The following is a 17,533-nucleotide window of genomic DNA, read 5'->3' as shown; positions in this document are numbered from 1 at the left end:
TAGGACTACCTCTCCATTCTATTAAAGTAAGAATTTATGTATCGTCTATATTCTTCAGTCAAACCATTTGGCAGTTCATCGTAGTGAAAATACTTTACATCAACAGACTCATCACCAATTTGTTTGCTGCCGTTAATGTCTTTTGATAGATAAACAGCAGTTACTGAGTATAATTCATCCCCATTGGAAACTTGAAAAGTAATCCTGACCTGAAAAAACATCCAGAAGTTCCAACCTGCCAATTTCCAGTCCGGTTTCTTCCTTTACTTCTCTTCTCGCAGTTTCTTCAAGGCTTTCTCCTAACTCCATCAGACCACCCGGTAACCCCCATCCTCCATCCGTTCTTTGCTGCAATAGCAATTCGTCATGCTCATTAACTGCGATAACAACGGATCCGGTTAAAATCAATGGTCGGTGTCCAACTAATTTTCTTAAATTTTTAACATAATCCATCTGGAACCCCCTTTGTATAACGTATTTTACATTTTCCTTTTATAAACTTTATTCCGTTCCAAAACCCTACACCCGTTACGCTCAAAGGTTTTCAACATTGGCTTGTTATTATGACTTGTACTGCCAATATAGTAAGATGCATCAAACTGATTTTTTAAAGAAGCCAATGCCTGTTGATGAAGCGGTTTGCTCTTCCCTTTCCCTCTTTCTTCTGGGATTAGGCCAAAATAAAATATCCTGCCTTCCTCTTTGGTGCCTGGTTCTATATGGGGCATGATGACACCTATTGGATTCTCACCTTCATATGCAACGATGCAGGAATCTTTGTAACCTGGCCCCAGTTCAACTTCTACACTTCGCATCTGCTCATCAATATTTAAAGAGGAGGGGGCATTCAGGGATCCTTCCATCGACTTTTGCCATATAGTCTTAAATTCATTTTCCCGTAACTCATTTAACGTTTTTAGTGGATAAAATTGTTCCACTGTAATATGGGTGTCTAATTCTTTCCGGACGGTGACATTTTCATCGTGTAATTTGAAGCCATTTTGCCGCAACTCTGAATCTACCTGCTCGCTGAATTTACTTTCAACCAGGATATTTATATTCTTCGTATTTTTGACATCTGACTGATTCATTAAATCGTTTATAAGTCGAATGAGTTCATATTCAGCCAGGTTCTTGCTATCCTCAATCGTTACAAAGTTTTCGCCTTTGACAACTTTTATTTTTTTATAAAGGTCAGTTTTCATTTTCACAAACCTCACCTGCTTCAATTAGTATCATGGGAAGAGGACCTTACCAAGAAGGCCCTCTACTAATTATTTACCGATGTTCCGGACAAAAAGTTCTCTGTTTTTGAATACGATTACACAGACCAATGCCAACAGCAATCCTGACAGACCGAAAACCAGCCTGACTCCAACTAAATCTGCTAGAATCCCCATGATGAGCGATCCAATCCCGAAAAATCCAGTTCCAATTGCACCCAGAGATGTATAAACGGTGGAAAGTTTTTCTTTTGGAACACTGGTTTGTATCACGGTTTGCTGTGGGATGTTTTTGATTTGGCCGAATATCCCAACCAATATCGACAGGATCAATGCGATAATCGGAATATTCGTTACACTGAATAGTAATGTAGCAATTACTACGGCCAAACTTCCTGCAAAAATGTATGCACCCGTTTTCTTTTCAATGGTGGAAGAATATGTTATACAATAAACACTGCCGATGATAAGTCCTAGGAAAAAGGAGCCGTTTATAAAGCCCCACCATTTCTCACCGACATTCAGTGCATCACTGACAAATGCGTACAATATAGCCGCTATCCAAACTGTATCAGCGAACGTTTCCAACATTTCCATCCAGGCCATTTTTCGCAGCACCGGGGTGGCTTTTAACGTTTTCCAGCCGGCTTTCATTTGGGCGGCATTTCCTTCCTTTTTGTCAGGCGTTTCCTTCATATTTTCCAAAAAGCATAGCAGACTGCTTGCCACAGCAAACAGGACCGTAACCAGCCAGATTAGCTGCTCCTGTCCCATCATTACCAGCAAAAGACTTCCCGTAAACCACATCGCTGTCTGAATGACCTGTGTTACTGTTTCCGCAAAACTGTTTGCCCGAAGCAGACTATCAGGTTCTACATAATACGGAATCAATGTCTGCCTGATTGGATTGGCACATCCATCCAAACAGGCAATCAGCCCGATCAGAACAAATATAAGATAATAGTTCGATGCAGTTATACCACTTAGCATGAACCCAAGCCCTGTCAGCAAAATGGTTTTTCCCATTTGTGATGCTGTCAGAAGCCATTTTAAATTCACCTTCCCGATCAAAACCGGTGTCAGCAGACTCGACATGAACATGGAAGTTGTTATGGTAAATGGAACAAATGATGCTGCTGTTGCCGAACCTGACAATCCATAAATCACACTGATAATGCTTACGATATACAGGACATCACCTATATTTGCAAGTGACTGCCCCGCAAGCAATAAACGAAAATTACTATTCAATTTTATCCCCCATTAGTTGAAATTTCTTTATTTCAATTAACGGGAATTTTTAAATTGGACAGTTCACCGTTGTTGTCTCCTTTGACTTTCAGATAAACCATGGGGGAAACTGGTTTACCCTCTGTTCTTAAAATATCTGTTTTCATTTTAACACAAATATTCAGAATAGTAATCACGAAAAAAACCGGCTAATCGGCGCGCGGCTTGTCGATCTTTTATGCTATTGATATTCCGAATGGTGCCAATACTTTTTCCGTTCGGCACTTTGCTTTCACTTGCGGGTATTGTTGTTCTATTGATTTTTCTCTTTTCTCCCGTTATATCCGCCGTTCTCCCGTTAAATTCATTCTTCTCCCGATATATCCACTGTTCTCCCTGTTTCGCCTTTTGGTGCAAAAATTATCATTTGAAAAAACTGCGTAGACCGGAATAATGACACCAACCATCAGAAACATCGGGATAAGTGCAATCATCGGTGTCAAAAAGCGTACATCGTCCCATGGCGTTTGAATCCCCCACTCAATTCAGTATAAAAAAGCAGCCAAATCACTTATCACATAAGCGTTTGACTGCCTTTTGTATTAATTATTGTTTGTAATCGTTTTGTCATTCTTTCGGATCAAGTTGCTGGAATCGATTGTCCCTCTAAATATCAGCCTTAAACTTTTACTACCAGCTGACGGGAAAAGAAATACAAATACGTTTGAGTAACTGGTTCGTTCCAGATATGTTCAATCGCATGCCGATACAGATCCATTTGTGTTTCATACCTTTTGACAAGACTTTCCTTGACCTGGTCATCCACTTCCTGATGAATTGCATCTGTTTTATAATCTAAAATGATCCAGCCATCATCAGCAGGAATAACACAGTCAATGACACCCTGAACAAGCACCTGTTCATCCGTATCGCTCGACCAGTTGGCATAAACATCTTTGGCGGACAGTGCCAGGCTGAATGGTACTTCCCGGTGAATCATCGGTGCATCCATGATTGTTTTGGCAATCACCGTTTGAAAAAACTCCTCGATTGTGTCCGTGTCAATGGCTTCTGCTTCCTCAGGGCCCAGAACTTCTTGCGCCACCAGCTTTTCAACAAACTCCTCAATTTCCGCTGCACTCATAGGACTACTCATCGGAATATGCTGCATGACTGTGTGCATGGCGGTGCCGCGTTCTGCCGCTGTTATCGTCCGCTGTTTCTGCATAAATGCCGGCCGTCTGGCTATCGGCGCCCGGAATGGCTGCATAAGCTGGTCTGAACTGTATTCGTCCTTCAGTTCACGCTGTCGTTTAATTTCAGTAACTGTCTGCTTGGCACGTGATGTGGCCGCTTCATGATATGGATAGCTGTATGAAAGCCGTTTATCGACCGCTTCGTCCAGTTCCGGATTATCCAGTTCCATCGGCCGCCATTCGGTGATGTTTTCTTTCCGCTCCAGATCTGCTTCCACATCCGATTCATCCAGATTAGCCAAGGAGCTGCCATGGATAATTTTTACATTCCACTCAGAAGGATCAACGCGAATCGCTTCCAGTACCTTATCTTTCAATTCCTCGCTCCGTAATGCCTGATTGGATTGATGGCGGATTAAGGCGGGCCCGACCCAATCGAGATACGTTTTTGATTCAATCCGGTAGTGAGCCGGCAAAATCCAACCGGAGTGGTCCAATATCTTCTGCCATTTTTCCTGTTTTTTCTCAAATGATGCGACATTCCCGACCATCACCAGTTTTTCCTTCGCACGGGTCATCGCAACATACAACACGCGCATTTCCTCGGCAAGCATTTCACGAAGCTTTTCCTTCTGCAGTGCATGATAATATAATGTCGGATAGGTGACGCGTTTCACCGGATCAATATACTTGCTGGCAAATCCGAGATCTTTATGAAGCAAATAGCGCTGACGCAGATCCTGTAAGTTAAACTGCTTATCCATTGCACCCAAAATAACCGCTGGAAATTCCAGCCCCTTACTTTTATGAATCGTCATAATCCGGACAACGTCTTCCTGTTCACTTAATGCCCGGGCAGCGCCAAGATCATCACCCCGCTCCTCCATCCGCTCGATGAACCGAAGAAAACGGAATAAGCCACGGAATGAGGTCGTTTCATATCCCCGGGCGCGATCGTACAACGCTCTTAGATTAGCCTGACGCTGCCGACCGCCTGGCATACCACCGACAAAATCGTAGTAGCCGGTTTCCCGGAAAATTTGCCAGATTAACTCGGACAATGCACCCTGTCTTGCCGCGAGCCGGAAACGTTCCACCTGTTCCAAAAAACGGCTGATTTTTTCTGCTGTATCATTATGATGTTGCTTGTGATAGGCCTGCAATGCATTAAAATAATTCCCGTGCTTGTCAGCCAGCCTGACTGATGCCAATTGTTCTTCATCCAGACCGACAACCGGTGACTTCAGCACCGAGGCCAGCGGAATATCCTGCCTTGGATTATCGATTACCTTGAGCACATTAATCATGACTTTTACTTCAATGGCTTCAAAATAACCGGTGGAAAGTTCAGCATAAACCGGAATCCCCTGGCGCTTCAATTCATCTACAATCGTCGGCGCCCAGGTCATCGAGCGCATCAGGACGACAATGTCACGGTATTGGACTTCACGCTGTGAGTCGGTGTTTTTATCATAAACCTGCAGCGGCTCTGCACCTTCCCGCCCAATCCAGCCTTTAATTTTTTCCGCATAGACTCGCGCTTCAAGCTGGGCTTTCTCCAGATCCTGATAATTCTCTTCTTCTGGAGCTATATCTTCTTTTTCCTCGGGTGATTCCCGGTCAATTACAATCAATTCCGGCTCTGGTTCAGTATGTTGCAGTGTATCATACATTTTATTCGCATAAATCAGTTCAGCATCTTGATCATACGCAATCTCACCAAGTTCCTCATCAAGAATCTGCCGGAAAATATAATTGGTACCGGTCAGCACTTGTTCACGGCTCCGGAAATTACTGGCCAGGTCAATCCGCTCGGCTGGACTGTCATAGCCGGCAAAACGCTTATATTTATCAATAAACAGCGATGGTTCAGCATGACGAAAACGGTAAATGCTCTGTTTCACGTCACCGACCATGAACATATTGCCGGATCCGGTCTGGTCACTGATTAACGTTAAAATTGTTTCCTGTACAAGATTGGTATCCTGATATTCATCCACAAGCAGTTCAGTGAACTGTTCTTTCAATGCAGCTGCCACACGGGACGGGATAATATGTTCAGGCTCGGAAGTTTCGTCGCATAAAAGTTTCAGACAGTAATGTTCCAAATCGGAAAAGTCAACAATACCCCGTTCCCGTTTTTGCTCGGTAAACTGCTCCTTGAACTGTTTGACCAGTTCAGTCAGCTGTTTGATGACGGGAGCAAGTTCCTGCATATCCGCCACATGCCCTGCCAAATTGCGGCTGAACCAATTATCCTTCATGTCGTTCCAGCGTTTTTTATAACTGTTACGCAGATTTTTTACCTGGTCCTTTTTCGCTTCATCACAGTCCACTCGTTTGCCCGATAATTTCGCGAAGGAACTTCCCACAAAATGATTCTGCAGTTCATTCCACGAATCCACCTTGGCACGTGCTTCCTGCATATTCAGTGCATCAGATTCAATCGCATCCGCATAATGATAGGGGCCATCATTCTCTTTAGTAAGTTCCATGGCCAGATTGATTTCCTCCTGCATTGCCGCCAGCTGGTTCCGCACTTCCCGTTTGATAATGGAAAGCCACGATAATTCCGATTCCTGCCAGTCTGTCGGGATATCATATACATCAGCAAGGTCCTCCAGCCACCGCTCCGGCCACGGATTCTGCATGGCAAATGTATACAAATCAAGGACAAGACTCTCGACATCCGTATCGCTGCGATCACTGGAAAAACGATCGACCACCGCAAAAAACTGCTCCTGCTCCGGTCCCTCTGCGCCGTACCAGTCTTCAAACAAGTCATCCATTACTTCCTGCTTGATCAGGTCTGCTTCCATATCATTGGCAATCCGGAATGCAGGATCGATGTCCAACAGGTATGCATACTGTTTGACCACATCCAGACAGAACGAATGAAGCGTGGAAATGGATGCACGCTGCAATAGGGACAGTTGCTTTTTCAAATGATTGGAAGCCGGGTCCTGGGCCAGTGCTTCCTCAAGTGCCTGCCCGACCCGATTCCGCATTTCCTGTGCGGCCGCATTCGTAAAAGTAACGACCAGCAACGAATCGATATCGACCGGATTTTGTTGATGAAGCAGTTTTTGAATAATCCGTTCCACCAGTACGGCTGTTTTTCCGGATCCGGCTGCCGCAGCCACAAGTATGTCTCTGCCATCCGTGTATATCGCCTGTTCCTGTTCTTTTGTCCACTTAGCCATTACATCTCCCCCTTATGCCGGAGTTTTTCCAGTATTTCATCGTCTTTCATATCGGTCAGCTTACGGTAGTTATTTTCCTCAAGAATCGGATCAAATTGACAGACTGACAGAAACGGACAATAGGTACATGCCGTGTTCTGTTTATGCTGAAATGGGTTTAAATGTACTCCGCCGGATGTCATATCAATCCCCGCCTGCATCATCAAATGATGAATATGATTTTGCAGACTGCTGAATGTTTCATTATCCGCAACTTTTGAATGGCTGTAGAAGCCGCCCTTCCGCTTTACGCCGGCGGGAACAATTCTGCTTGTTCCTGAATCAAGTGATGTATCCATTAATTTAACAATTTCCTCATCCGATAATAATAAACCTTGCATTTTATATTTCTTGAATATTTCTTTTTCAATTTCATCATCCGACATTTTCACTTTGCCGGAAACCATTGGATTGTGAACGTGAAAATAGAGCACTCCTGCTGGTGACGCTTTTACTCCGAGCCACTTCTCGGAATGGGACAGGACGACATCCAGATATGTCAGCATTTGCAAAGCCAAGCCATAATAGACGTCCAGCAGATTGAGTCCTTTTGCACTTGATTTATAGTCAATAATCCTCAAGAAAAGATTGTCCTGGTTCAGCGCCTTGTCAACCCGGTCAATCCGGCCGCGCAGCATCAATTCGAACCCGTTATCAAGCGACAGGGTTACCGGTGGAAGTCCGTCCTTGGTATCATCAAAACCAAAGCCAAGCTCCAGTCCGACCGGCGAAAATTCACTTTGCCTTGATTGTTCACTCAGGATATACGTCGCTCGTGTGATAACTTCCTGCAGCTTTTGTTGAATATATTTGTACCGGTTCGAACTGTGCAAAATCTGATGCTGTAAAATCGGTGCAAGATTATCAACCGCTTTTTTAGCATATCCCGCACTGTCCTGTTTCGTAATTTTAGAAAAGTCTCTGCCCTCATCCTGAATCCATTCGGTAATTTTTTTCAATGCTTCATGAAACAGCTGGCCGATATCCGGTGCATCCAGTTTATACGTTTTCCGCTCATCAAGCTTCAGGCTGTATTTGGCAAAATGCTGATACGAACAGCGGTAATACGTCTCCAATCTTGAGACACTCGCCTTCACCTGTTTCGGATAAAGCTCTTCGGTTGTCTCTTTTGTTAAATTAACCGGCCGATTTCGGTAATACAGACTCTGCAGGATCGTATAGGTCGTACTATACTTTGGATGATTGTTCATATACCAATTCAGCACATGCCACCAGACAGGCCTAACCGGGTATCCTTTCCGGCTGCGGGCCAATTGTGCTGTCAGAGCACCTCTTGTTTTTACAGGCGTCGTAATAAATCGGTCCGCCTCCATCAGTTCATCGGGATCCTGCAATAACAGGTGATTACCTGTTGCAGGAAACAAATCTTCCATCCGTTTAATCAGCTGGGATGGCATTTTCGATTTCCCTTCCTCATCACTTAACGGATAGCTGATCCATAAATAATCGCTCGCTGCGGTAAAGGCTATATACATATAAAACCAATCATCAAGCAGCTGCCGCGTACTTGATTCCGCCAACTGCACTCCATGCCCAGCAAGCAGCTCTCGTTCCTGTTCATTAATAATCCCGTCAGACTGCGGTTTCATTGGCCATGTACCATCATTTACCCCGAGCAGAAACGCACATTTCATACCGCTGATTCGGGAACGGTCAATCGTACCGGCAATCACATGGTCCATGCTTGGCGGAACATGGGCAAATGTCAGCGAATCAAATCCGGCATCAAGTGCAGCACGGAAGGTTTCCAGTGACATCGGTTCATCTCCTGCCATTTCTACCATTTCATCAAACAGCTGAATAACCGCATTCCATACCTGATCCTGCTCGCGCGCCTTTTCAATCTGACCTGCATCATCATAGATTCCACGCATTTTTTCCAGCTGCTGGGGAACACCCAATTTTTCCATGAGCAGATAGACGGTTTCACATAATTCCTGAACCGTTTTGGCTTCGCGTATTTTTTTATCAAACGGCTGGAGCGCCCGCACAACCTGATTCCGGTATGCATTCATCCGTTTCTGTGTTTCTTTCTCCATATCGGTCTGTGCCGTTTGATCAAATCCGCGGAAACGCTGAAACAGCCAGTCCTGCTTACTCATCCACCGCTCACGTGAACGGATACCATACTCGAGCACATAGTTTTCCAGTTCATCAATCGCATCGTCTGTGAGCGGATATTTCCGGTCATCTGCTGGAATGTATCCCGTCTTCAGCACCCGAAAAACTGCATCATAGCGCCAGTTCCCTTCTGCAATATCCAGTACGGAGCGAATCAGCTCAATCAGGGAATGATTCATCATTGTACGCCGTTCATCAATAAACACCGGAATCTCATAATCATTGAAAATCGTTGCAATCAAATCATGATAGATATCAGTTTGCCGGACAAACACTGCCATATCACGGAACTGATAGTTTTCTTCCCGGACAAGCCGAAGTATCTCCTGGGCAGCGCCTTCCACCTCGGCCCTCGGGTGAACCGATTCGGCAATTTGGATTGGAACATCCCCGCTGTACTCCGGAGCAGGACGCACGTCAAAGTTTTGTTCCAAATGCTGAAAATAAGGACGATCCCGGAACTTCCCGTTTTTCGTGTCCATCAAAACCGGATCATCTATGCGGATTCCATTTTCCTGCGCGATTGCCCTAAGATTCTGATACGTTTCCTTCGTCTGGTAGAACAAATCCAGTTCGGAAACACCCTCTGCAGCGGGGATATCAGTCGTCAGGGCGACCGTTACCGAATGACACTTCTTCAACAGTTCCTCCACTACAAGCAATTCCTTGGGGGAAAACCTGTGAAATCCGTCCAGATAGATCTCCGCCTCTTCCAGTACGGATGCCTCCCGTATTTTATCAGCAAGCAGCTGCAGCTGATCCTCACTGTCAATATAATGATTCTTCAGTGCACTTGTCAGCCGTTCATATATGTAAACCAGATCCTGCAGTTTACCGGTTAATGCGGCCTCTCCTGATTCTTTGTGGACAAACTGATTTATCTGTTCAATCTGCCCATCAAGCATGTCAGGGGTTATCCGGTACCGCTTAAATTCCGTTATCATCGCTTCCAATTGCTGCAAAAAACCCTGCTTCTCCAGCGCTTTTTGAAATATATGCCATTCCGATTCTTTTTCTTCAATAATTTTACGGAGCATCATTTGAATGCCGACTGAGCTGATAAACTGCCGTGTTCCGCCGCCGGTTTCCTGCAGTACCCGCCAAGCCAAACGCGAAAAACTCACGACTTGAGCTCTGATACTGCCATCAATAGCATTTTCCTTAAACAACGCATATTCCTGCTGAAATGTCATCTGATCAGGCACGATATAAAAAATGGATCTGCCATGCGGACTATCCGTTAATTTTTCTGTTATTTCATCCAGGATCCGGCCACTCTTCCCAGTACCGGCCCGGCCAAGCAAAAATCGCAGTCCCATGTTTCCCCTCTCCTTCAACATATCTCTCTATCAAACTCGGCTTAACACCAAGCTTTAATGACGAATGCCTTAGCTATACTTATGCAGTAAGAGATTGGAACAAGAGTAGAAAAATCCAACTAACTATAAACTTTAGTTAGAGTATTTAACCCGCTCCGGAAATATACTTCGCTAAAGCATTGCATTGTTTCATCTTTGGGATTAAACGTTTTATTATATCCCAGTTTCTTACTGATAACGAAAAAACCTCTATCCCTATTTTAGCAGAGACAGAGGTTTTCTTATAGTTATTCACGTCAGTTGGCAAACGATAGCTCCAACTGTGAGACCGGCCAGTATGTGATGTCCACTTTTCCGACGAGTCTGTCCATCGAGACAAAACCGAATTTACGGCTGTCCAGACTGTTGTCACGGTTATCTCCCATAACAAACAGTTTACCCTCGGGAACGGTTGTTTTCCCGGTAGTTCCCATTAATGTAAAATCTTTCGTGTATGGTTTAGTGTCAGTGACTTTTTTTAATGGTTCCAAAAACTTTTCTTCGACATATCTACCATTAACATAGAGTTTATCATTTTTATAGGCGATTTTGTCCCCCGGCAAGCCGATAACCCGTTTCACATAATCCGTTTTTCTGGTTGCATGAAACACGATTACGTCAAAACGGTCGACATCAGACATATCATAGACTACTTTATTCACCATCAGCATATTCCCATCGTATAAGGTTGGCTCCATTGATTCACCTTCTACGATATAACTCGCAAACAGATAGGACCTGAATACAAAAGCAAGTGCGGCGGCCAGAATCACGACAGGTATGATTTTAAGAAAAAATTTTTTTATCATATTCTTTTCCTCCAGAATCATTTCTCATTGTCCATCTTACCCAATTCGATAATAAATTAATCCTGGTCGGAAATTTCTTTGATCAAGGCTTTTCGCTGCAATCGCTTTTCAATATATTTTCCAATCAGCCAGAACAAGGTGATACAGACTCCAACAATTATAGTTTTCACCGGCTCTTTGGCAAACTCCATGATACTTGATCCAACATAGGAGATGGAAAAGATCATAACCGATTTTCCAAGTAACACAGCCAGGATAAATTGCTGTTTGCTTATTTTCGATAATCCCGAGACAACATTAATAACGGATGACGGGGAGAACGGAAAACACATCAGCAAAAACAACGGACCGAAGCCATGCCGCTCCACCCAGGCAGTAACTTTACGAACCTGTTTGTTTTTGCGTATCCTTTTAAACACCCGTTTGTCACCAAGTTTTCGGACAAGCAAAAATACTAGAATTGATCCTATACTCGACCCTGCCCATGATAATAGAAAACCTTCGAACAAACCGTATGCCGCTGCATTGGCAGCTACAAACACGAGCAGTGGCAGGAATGGCAGAAATGCCTCCAGAAAAGGAAGCATAATACCCGGAATCGGTCCAAGGCTTTCATACTGGTTCAGTAACTGCATAATATATTCATCAAATTTGTCCTCTTCCAATAATTGTCTCCAATTAGCTATGCTGAGATTAAACAAATACATTTGCCAAGGTCCCCTATTCATCTCGAACAATTAAATATTCCATTGTCTAGTTTGTCTACTTTTATTTTAAAGTAAACCTCACTATCTGCATAGCATTTTTATTTTGGCCTCTTTCTTTTCCGCGAAGTTTTTTATTGTATTTTTTAGCTGGTATATCATATAATAATTTTAGAACAAACGTTCGATAATTGGAGGGATTATCATGCGCTATCTTAGTGAAGAAGAATTCCAGCTAGCGTCACGCTTTCTGTTTCTTTCGATGGCAATGGTTGTCATACAGCAGGATATTCAGCATATCCAAAATGGATCGTTTAAAATAAAGGAGCCGTACATGGACCTTCTGGAAAAAATGAATACGGAAGCAGCGAATGAACGCAGACAACTGCGTAAAAGCATGCAAAAAAACAAACTCAAAGTTCTTACGCTAAACAAAAATGATTCATTTTCATCTTTTCTGTTTTTATCCAACGGCCGCGAGGAAAAACGAAATTACTTTAATCCGGCAATCCGCAAAAAAGTGGAAGTCATTATCCAGGAACTTATGCAAAAGGCTCTGCCACCATATCAGCATTCTGTTTCAGCAAATACTTGATCCGATTATCCAGCAAGTAGCGGAATTGCGCGGTGCGTTGTATTTGGTTCAGAACAGAACCATATGAGACAGAAATCGTTATTTTCTTTCCATTTTTGAAAAGTACTTCCGTGTGGCTGTTGTCCACCTGAGTTACCTGATCAATATGCGAGTGGGCAATCCATGAACATTTTGAGTTTGCGGGTGAAGTTGTCGGGAAAAAATACATGCCGCTGGAAGGATCAACAGCTATCGGCGCTTTGTGGGTAATACCACAGATGTCCCTGGTTCCATCCTGCCTGCCCCGGAGACTGGAGCCGAAAAACTTGCATGCATTGTCGATGATTTTGCTGGAGGAAAACGAAACAAAATATTCAGCTTGTTCCTCAAGCACACACGTATTGGAGTTTCCGTTCTGATCAACTTTTGCCAAAACGGCCAGTGTAAGAGGAGTAACTTCGTGTGTTGGAATATAAAATTCATTAAAAAGTAAATCAGTCATTCGTAAACATCCTTTCCATATTTCAGGAAAAGAAAAAGGCCTACTACTAATTTACCAAATTTTTCACAAAAATGGTATCTATTTTTGTAATTTTCAACACTTTTTTTATTCATTTCGATAACCGGCACAAACTACTGTTCCGGTGCGTTATTTTCACTGTTGGAATTCGTCTCACCTGACGATTCATTAGCTGTTTGATCGACCCGTGCATGAAAATCGGGATTCAGCAGTGTAAAGGTCGCCAATTCCGGCACATTTTGTTCTCTTTCCATAGTAGCCACCATCCTTTTTACTAGAAGTATGCCAGGACAGTGCAGTTTTTATGCAGTAATGTATTCATGGCAATTTCCTTAGCTCACCTGGAATCAGCAAAAGGAACAGACAAATTTTAAGCCCCATTCGTTAGCGAATCGGACTTAAAACGTGCTGATATTTTTGGAGAAAATGTTCTTCCGGGTTATTGATTCACTTTATCGCGAAGACTTTTTCGCAAAATTTTTCCGGTTGTATTTTTGGGCAGCTCATCCAGGAAATCAATCTTTGATGGAACTTTATATTTAGCCAGATGCGCTTTGCAGAATTCCAGCAAAACATCCTCAGTTAATGCCGGATCTTTTGTCACAACGAAACACTTCACTGATTCACCTGTCTCAGGGTGTGGCGCGCCGATAACAGCAGCTTCCGCGATACCCGGATGTTCATATAGCACTTCTTCCACTTCACGCGGATAAACATTATAGCCACCAACGAGAATCATATCCTTTTTACGGTCCACAATATAGAAGTAACCCTCATTGTCCATACGGGCCATATCACCGGTATAAAGCCAGCCGTCCCGCAAAGCCATTTCTGTTTCTTCCTGCAGCTTGTAATAACCTTTCATAACATTCGGCCCACAAACGGCAAGCTCACCGACTTCACCCGTCTCCGCCTCTTCACCAAACTCATTCATGACTTTATTTTCCACATTCAAAATACTTTGTCCGATTGAACCCGGCTTTCTTGGACGGTCCAGCGGATTAAAACAGGTAACAGGTGCTGCCTCGGACAGACCGTACCCCTCTGAAACACGTACATTAAACGCCTCTTCAAAATTTTTCAAAAGAGCAACCGGCATGGATGAACCACCAGAAATACAAAGCCGGATCCTTGAAAAATCAGCGGTAGGTTCAGCAGCACGTTGCAGCAAATAATTATACATGGTTGGCACCCCCGCAAAAATGGTCGCTTTTTGTTCGGAAGCAACCTTGAAAACGTCCTGAGGTGAAAATTTTGGCATAATCAGTACCGTGCCGCCATTCATCAGTGGAGCATTCAATGACACTGTTAAACAAAACACATGGAACATCGGCAAAGCAGCAATAACCCGGTCTTCCCCGTTAATCGTTAAATAATCTGCTGTATCCTTTGCATTGGAGTAGATATTTTGATGAGTCAGCATCGCACCCTTTGGCTTCCCGGTCGTCCCCGAAGTATACAGGATAAGCGCGGTATCGCTATCCCGCAATTGGGGCGTCTCAACACCCAGACTCCCCGCTTTAATCAACTCGGTAAACGATTTCATTTTATTAGCCACTGAGCTGTCGTCAAAAGACCTGCTTGACCCTGTATCACAGCATATGTAATGTTTAACATCCGTCAGCTGATTGGCAATCGCTTCAAATTTTTCCATCAGCATGTCCATCGTGATAATTCCTTTCACATCCCCATTTTTCAGGATGTAATCAAGCTCATGCGGAGTGTACATCGGATTAACCGGAATGACAACTGCACCGACACGCAGCGCACCATACAGCGCAATAACATAATATGGACTGTTACCTAACGCAAGTGCAATATGATCCCCTTTCCTATAACCGAGCTGCTGCAAACTGGAAGCGAACTTAGAAATCATTCCTTCCAACTCCAAATAGGTTGTTTCCGAATCCTGAAAAACATATGCTGTTTTTTGCGGATGTTTCTGAGCTGTCAGTGACAATTGATCGATTATATTCATTCGTTTCCTCCCCTTTACCCAATTGATGAATGAATAGTCATTCATTTTTAAGCAAAAATTCAAAAGGCTCTGCTCTTCCTTGAAAAGTCAGCCTTCCTTATTCAGTAAACTTTATAATTTTTAAACTATTTTAAGTATAAAATACTGTCGAACAGATTACAAGTGGAAGCGCTAGCATTTTTCTGATGAAATGGTTGCGATATGTTGCCATGAGCGGTTGATGTTTTGCCGTGGGCGGTTGATGTTCCGGATTTGCGGTTGATGTTTTGCCGTGGGCGGTTGATGTTCCGGATTTGCGGTTGATGTTTTGCCATGGACGGTTGATGTTTCGGATTTGCAACTATTGAAAAAGCAGCTCACCGGAAATCGGTAAACTGCCTGAAAAGTTAATATAACAGATTAACAAATTCTTCTTTGGAGATTTTCCCAAGATAATGCGGGATATCAACATCGGCGAGTGCTTCTTCAATTGCTTTCCGCTCATGGCGGACATCGATCAGCTTTTGTTCAACATCCTTCACCTCACCAATACCGAAGAAGTCCCCGTAGATTTTACAGTTTTCTATCAGTCCGTTTTTCACATCCAGGCGAACGTCAACAAGCCCCCCATCAAATTTGTGAGACTCCTGAATGTTAAACTTCGGTGATTTTCCGTAGTTCCAATCCCAGTTCTGGTAACGTTCTTTAGAAATCTGCTGGATATTTTCCCAATCTTCATCGGTCAGTTCATACTGCGGAACATCCTTCACGTCTTCCACATCAAAAATGTAACGTAAAATCATTTCCTTAAACTCGTCCATCGTAATTTTTTCATCAAGAAACTCGGAGATATTGGCGACACGGCTGCGGATGGACTTAATCCCTTTTGATTCTATCTTTTCCATTTTTACGTTCAGCGCAGAAACAACGTTCTCGATTTCCGAATCAAGCATCAATGTTCCATGGCTGAACATGCGTCCTTTCGTTGAGAACATCGCATTACCGGAAATCTTACGGCCATTGGCGGCAAGGTCGTTGCGCCCCTGCAGTTCAGCCGGCACACCAAGATTGTTCAACGCTTCCACCATCGGCTTCGTAAACTTGGCAAAGTTCTGGAAGCTTTCCCCGTCGTCCTTCGTAATAAAACTGAAATTAAGGTTTCCTTCATCATGATAAACAGCGCCGCCGCCAGACAAACGACGAACCACTTTAATCCCGTTCTCGTCAACATAATTGGTATTAATTTCTTCAACTGTATTTTGATTCCGGCCGATAATAATGGACGGCTTATTAATATAAAACAGCAGATATGTATCTTTCTCACCGAAATTCTGCAGTACATACTCTTCCAGTGCCAAGTTGATACTTGGATCAGTTATTCCTTTATTATCAATGAATTTCATGTCATGTCCTCCTTGTAATATCGTCCCAAGTCCTATTGTAATGCAAATCCAACACTCCATCAAAAGATATACACCGGGACGTCATACCTATCTGACAACTCATTTCTGGATGGCGGTAGACGGTATCGCGGAAGCTAATATTCCCCAACCAGGAAAAAATGCCAATTCATTTTACCCATGTAAACCCATCGTGTGCCAGTCGAACTTTTCCGGTAAAAATCTGCCGTGCTTCCTCCACTAATTGATTGTTGTTTCCGTATTGCGGCAAATGACTAAGCAAAAGTTCCCCGGCATTCGCTTCCTTAGCAATGGCTGCTCCGTCCAAGCTGTTCATATGTCCGGCTTTGGATCCGTCCTGATTGGCATAAAAATTGCAATCGGTAATGAGCAGGTCCGTATTTTTGGCAAATTCATACCATGATTTGCTGAAAGCGGTGTCCGCTGTATAAACTATCGTGCTGCTCCCATCAGATATACGCATGCCATAGCATGGAACAGGGTGCACCGTTTTCTGGAAGGTAACATGAAACGGGCCAATCCCCAACTGTTCATCGGGATCATATGCGATTCCCTCTGTACATTTGTGTGTCAGTCCCTCAAAACCTTTTTTGTCTTCCGTATGACCGTAGATTGGCAGGATTTTCTTTTCGCCGGTAACATATGAATTCACCAGCCAGGCATACTGTAACACACCGATATCAGCAATATGATCGGCATGATAGTGTGATATAACAACGGCATCCAGATCCATAGCTGCTTTATATTCCTGCAGCTTTGATAACGAACCACTGCCTGCATCCACCAATAATGTAAAATCATCTTTTTCAATTAAATATGCTGATGTAGCACCACCTGGAGCAGGATATCCGCCCCACTGTCCAATTACTGTTAATTTCATAGACATTCACCTCATTAAAATATTTTTTAAATTTGTTGTAACACAGTGTTGACAGTTTGCATACTGTTATAATACAATGTGTTTAATAAATAAATCAGAGGAGGATTCACATGAATAACGTCGTTGAGTTTTTCAGAAATCTGCCTAAAAAGAAGTGTCATAACTGCGGTCAGGCCATGAATGAGAAAGCAGACTGTTATGGAAATTTGTGTGACGAATGTGATCATCCGGCCAGATAAGATTTAAGTGGAGCGTTTTGAAAATCCATTTCTGCATA

14 protein-coding genes and 1 pseudogene are annotated in these 17,533 nt (G+C 43.4%); 2 read left to right on the top strand and 13 right to left on the bottom strand.

Annotation, left to right across the window (positions count from 1 at the left end; genetic code table 11):
• Positions 1-5: 5 nt before the first annotated feature.
• The 7 genes and pseudogenes from ABD010_RS05490 to ABD010_RS05460 form a co-directional block, all read right to left on the bottom strand.
• Positions 6-453 (bottom strand): annotated as a pseudogene (locus tag ABD010_RS05490) (NUDIX hydrolase).
• Between the two features lie 26 nt (positions 454-479).
• Complete coding sequence (locus ABD010_RS05485; RefSeq protein WP_343811053.1) at positions 480-1,205, bottom strand: GNAT family N-acetyltransferase; 726 nt, start codon at positions 1,203-1,205, stop codon at positions 480-482.
• Between the two features lie 69 nt (positions 1,206-1,274).
• Positions 1,275-2,480, bottom strand: a complete 1,206-nt coding sequence (locus tag ABD010_RS05480) for an MFS transporter (RefSeq protein WP_390351186.1) — start codon at positions 2,478-2,480, stop codon at positions 1,275-1,277.
• 652 nt (positions 2,481-3,132) lie between these two features.
• Positions 3,133-6,852, bottom strand: a complete 3,720-nt coding sequence (addA, locus tag ABD010_RS05475) for a helicase-exonuclease AddAB subunit AddA (RefSeq protein ID WP_343810984.1) — start codon at positions 6,850-6,852, stop codon at positions 3,133-3,135.
• Complete coding sequence (gene addB / locus ABD010_RS05470; RefSeq protein ID WP_343810983.1) at positions 6,852-10,352, bottom strand: helicase-exonuclease AddAB subunit AddB; 3,501 nt, start codon at positions 10,350-10,352, stop codon at positions 6,852-6,854. Before addB ends, addA begins: the two co-directional genes overlap by 1 nt.
• Before the next feature lie 296 nt (positions 10,353-10,648).
• Positions 10,649-11,200, bottom strand: a complete 552-nt coding sequence (lepB, locus tag ABD010_RS05465; protein ID WP_343810982.1) for a signal peptidase I — start codon at positions 11,198-11,200, stop codon at positions 10,649-10,651.
• Positions 11,201-11,256: 56 nt separating this feature from the next.
• Complete coding sequence (locus tag ABD010_RS05460) at positions 11,257-11,907, bottom strand: TVP38/TMEM64 family protein (RefSeq protein ID WP_343810981.1); 651 nt, start codon at positions 11,905-11,907, stop codon at positions 11,257-11,259.
• A gap of 202 nt (positions 11,908-12,109) precedes the next feature.
• On the opposite strand from ABD010_RS05460, the gene ABD010_RS05455 reads away from it, so the two are divergent.
• A complete protein-coding gene (locus ABD010_RS05455; protein ID WP_343810980.1) occupies positions 12,110-12,499 on the top strand; it encodes a YhjD family protein in 390 nt (129 codons plus the stop codon).
• On the opposite strand, the gene ABD010_RS05450 is transcribed toward ABD010_RS05455, so the two are convergent.
• The 6 genes from ABD010_RS05450 to ABD010_RS05425 all read right to left on the bottom strand — a co-directional run bounded on the left by ABD010_RS05450 (position 12,447) and on the right by ABD010_RS05425 (position 17,256).
• Positions 12,447-12,980 (bottom strand): competence protein ComK, encoded by a 534-nt coding sequence (locus tag ABD010_RS05450; RefSeq protein WP_343810979.1) that lies wholly within the window; start codon positions 12,978-12,980, stop codon positions 12,447-12,449. The two genes, ABD010_RS05455 and ABD010_RS05450, sit on opposite strands and share 53 nt — an antisense overlap.
• A gap of 131 nt (positions 12,981-13,111) precedes the next feature.
• Positions 13,112-13,252 (bottom strand): hypothetical protein, encoded by a 141-nt coding sequence (locus ABD010_RS05445; protein ID WP_343810977.1) that lies wholly within the window; start codon positions 13,250-13,252, stop codon positions 13,112-13,114.
• 185 nt (positions 13,253-13,437) lie between these two features.
• Positions 13,438-14,976 carry a fatty acid--CoA ligase family protein gene (locus ABD010_RS05440; protein WP_343810975.1) on the bottom strand — a complete coding sequence of 513 codons (1,539 nt, stop codon included), beginning with the start codon at positions 14,974-14,976 and terminating at the stop codon, positions 13,438-13,440.
• A 130-nt stretch (positions 14,977-15,106) separates the two neighbouring features.
• On the bottom strand, positions 15,107-15,316 hold the full coding sequence (locus tag ABD010_RS05435) for a hypothetical protein (protein WP_343810973.1): 210 nt from the start codon (positions 15,314-15,316) through the stop codon (positions 15,107-15,109).
• A 46-nt stretch (positions 15,317-15,362) separates the two neighbouring features.
• Positions 15,363-16,358 carry a lipoate--protein ligase gene (gene lplA, locus ABD010_RS05430; protein ID WP_343810971.1) on the bottom strand — a complete coding sequence of 332 codons (996 nt, stop codon included), beginning with the start codon at positions 16,356-16,358 and terminating at the stop codon, positions 15,363-15,365.
• A 166-nt stretch (positions 16,359-16,524) separates the two neighbouring features.
• A complete protein-coding gene (locus ABD010_RS05425) occupies positions 16,525-17,256 on the bottom strand; it encodes an MBL fold metallo-hydrolase (RefSeq protein ID WP_343810969.1) in 732 nt (243 codons plus the stop codon).
• A gap of 110 nt (positions 17,257-17,366) precedes the next feature.
• Here ABD010_RS05425 and yhfH point away from each other — a divergent pair, with 110 nt between their 5' ends.
• Entirely contained in the window at positions 17,367-17,495 is a 129-nt protein-coding gene (gene yhfH, locus ABD010_RS05420; protein WP_343810967.1) for a protein YhfH, read from the top strand.
• Positions 17,496-17,533 lie beyond the last annotated feature (38 nt).

The sequence above is a fragment of the Virgibacillus siamensis genome, assembly GCF_039522605.1.
GTDB classification, from domain to species: domain Bacteria; phylum Bacillota; class Bacilli; order Bacillales; family Amphibacillaceae; genus Lentibacillus; species Lentibacillus siamensis.
Note: the sequence above shows the minus strand (reverse complement) of the source record. Positions and strands in the feature narration are given on the sequence as shown.

What these genes read in the sequence shown, in the direction of transcription:
- ABD010_RS05455 (WP_343810980.1), top strand. Translation starts at nt 12,110, where the DNA reads ATGCGCTATCTTAGTGAAGAAGAATTCCAGCTAGCGTCACGCTTTCTG.
- lplA (WP_343810971.1), bottom strand. Translation starts at nt 16,358, where the DNA reads ATGAAATTCATTGATAATAAAGGAATAACTGATCCAAGTATCAACTTG.
- ABD010_RS05485 (WP_343811053.1), bottom strand. Translation starts at nt 1,205, where the DNA reads ATGAAAACTGACCTTTATAAAAAAATAAAAGTTGTCAAAGGCGAAAAC.
- yhfH (WP_343810967.1), top strand. Translation starts at nt 17,367, where the DNA reads ATGAATAACGTCGTTGAGTTTTTCAGAAATCTGCCTAAAAAGAAGTGT.
- ABD010_RS05425 (WP_343810969.1), bottom strand. Translation starts at nt 17,256, where the DNA reads ATGAAATTAACAGTAATTGGACAGTGGGGCGGATATCCTGCTCCAGGT.
- ABD010_RS05460 (WP_343810981.1), bottom strand. Translation starts at nt 11,907, where the DNA reads ATGTATTTGTTTAATCTCAGCATAGCTAATTGGAGACAATTATTGGAA.
- ABD010_RS05445 (WP_343810977.1), bottom strand. Translation starts at nt 13,252, where the DNA reads ATGGAAAGAGAACAAAATGTGCCGGAATTGGCGACCTTTACACTGCTG.
- addA (WP_343810984.1), bottom strand. Translation starts at nt 6,852, where the DNA reads ATGGCTAAGTGGACAAAAGAACAGGAACAGGCGATATACACGGATGGC.
- lepB (WP_343810982.1), bottom strand. Translation starts at nt 11,200, where the DNA reads ATGATAAAAAAATTTTTTCTTAAAATCATACCTGTCGTGATTCTGGCC.
- ABD010_RS05450 (WP_343810979.1), bottom strand. Translation starts at nt 12,980, where the DNA reads ATGACTGATTTACTTTTTAATGAATTTTATATTCCAACACACGAAGTT.
- ABD010_RS05440 (WP_343810975.1), bottom strand. Translation starts at nt 14,976, where the DNA reads ATGAATATAATCGATCAATTGTCACTGACAGCTCAGAAACATCCGCAA.
- addB (WP_343810983.1), bottom strand. Translation starts at nt 10,352, where the DNA reads ATGGGACTGCGATTTTTGCTTGGCCGGGCCGGTACTGGGAAGAGTGGC.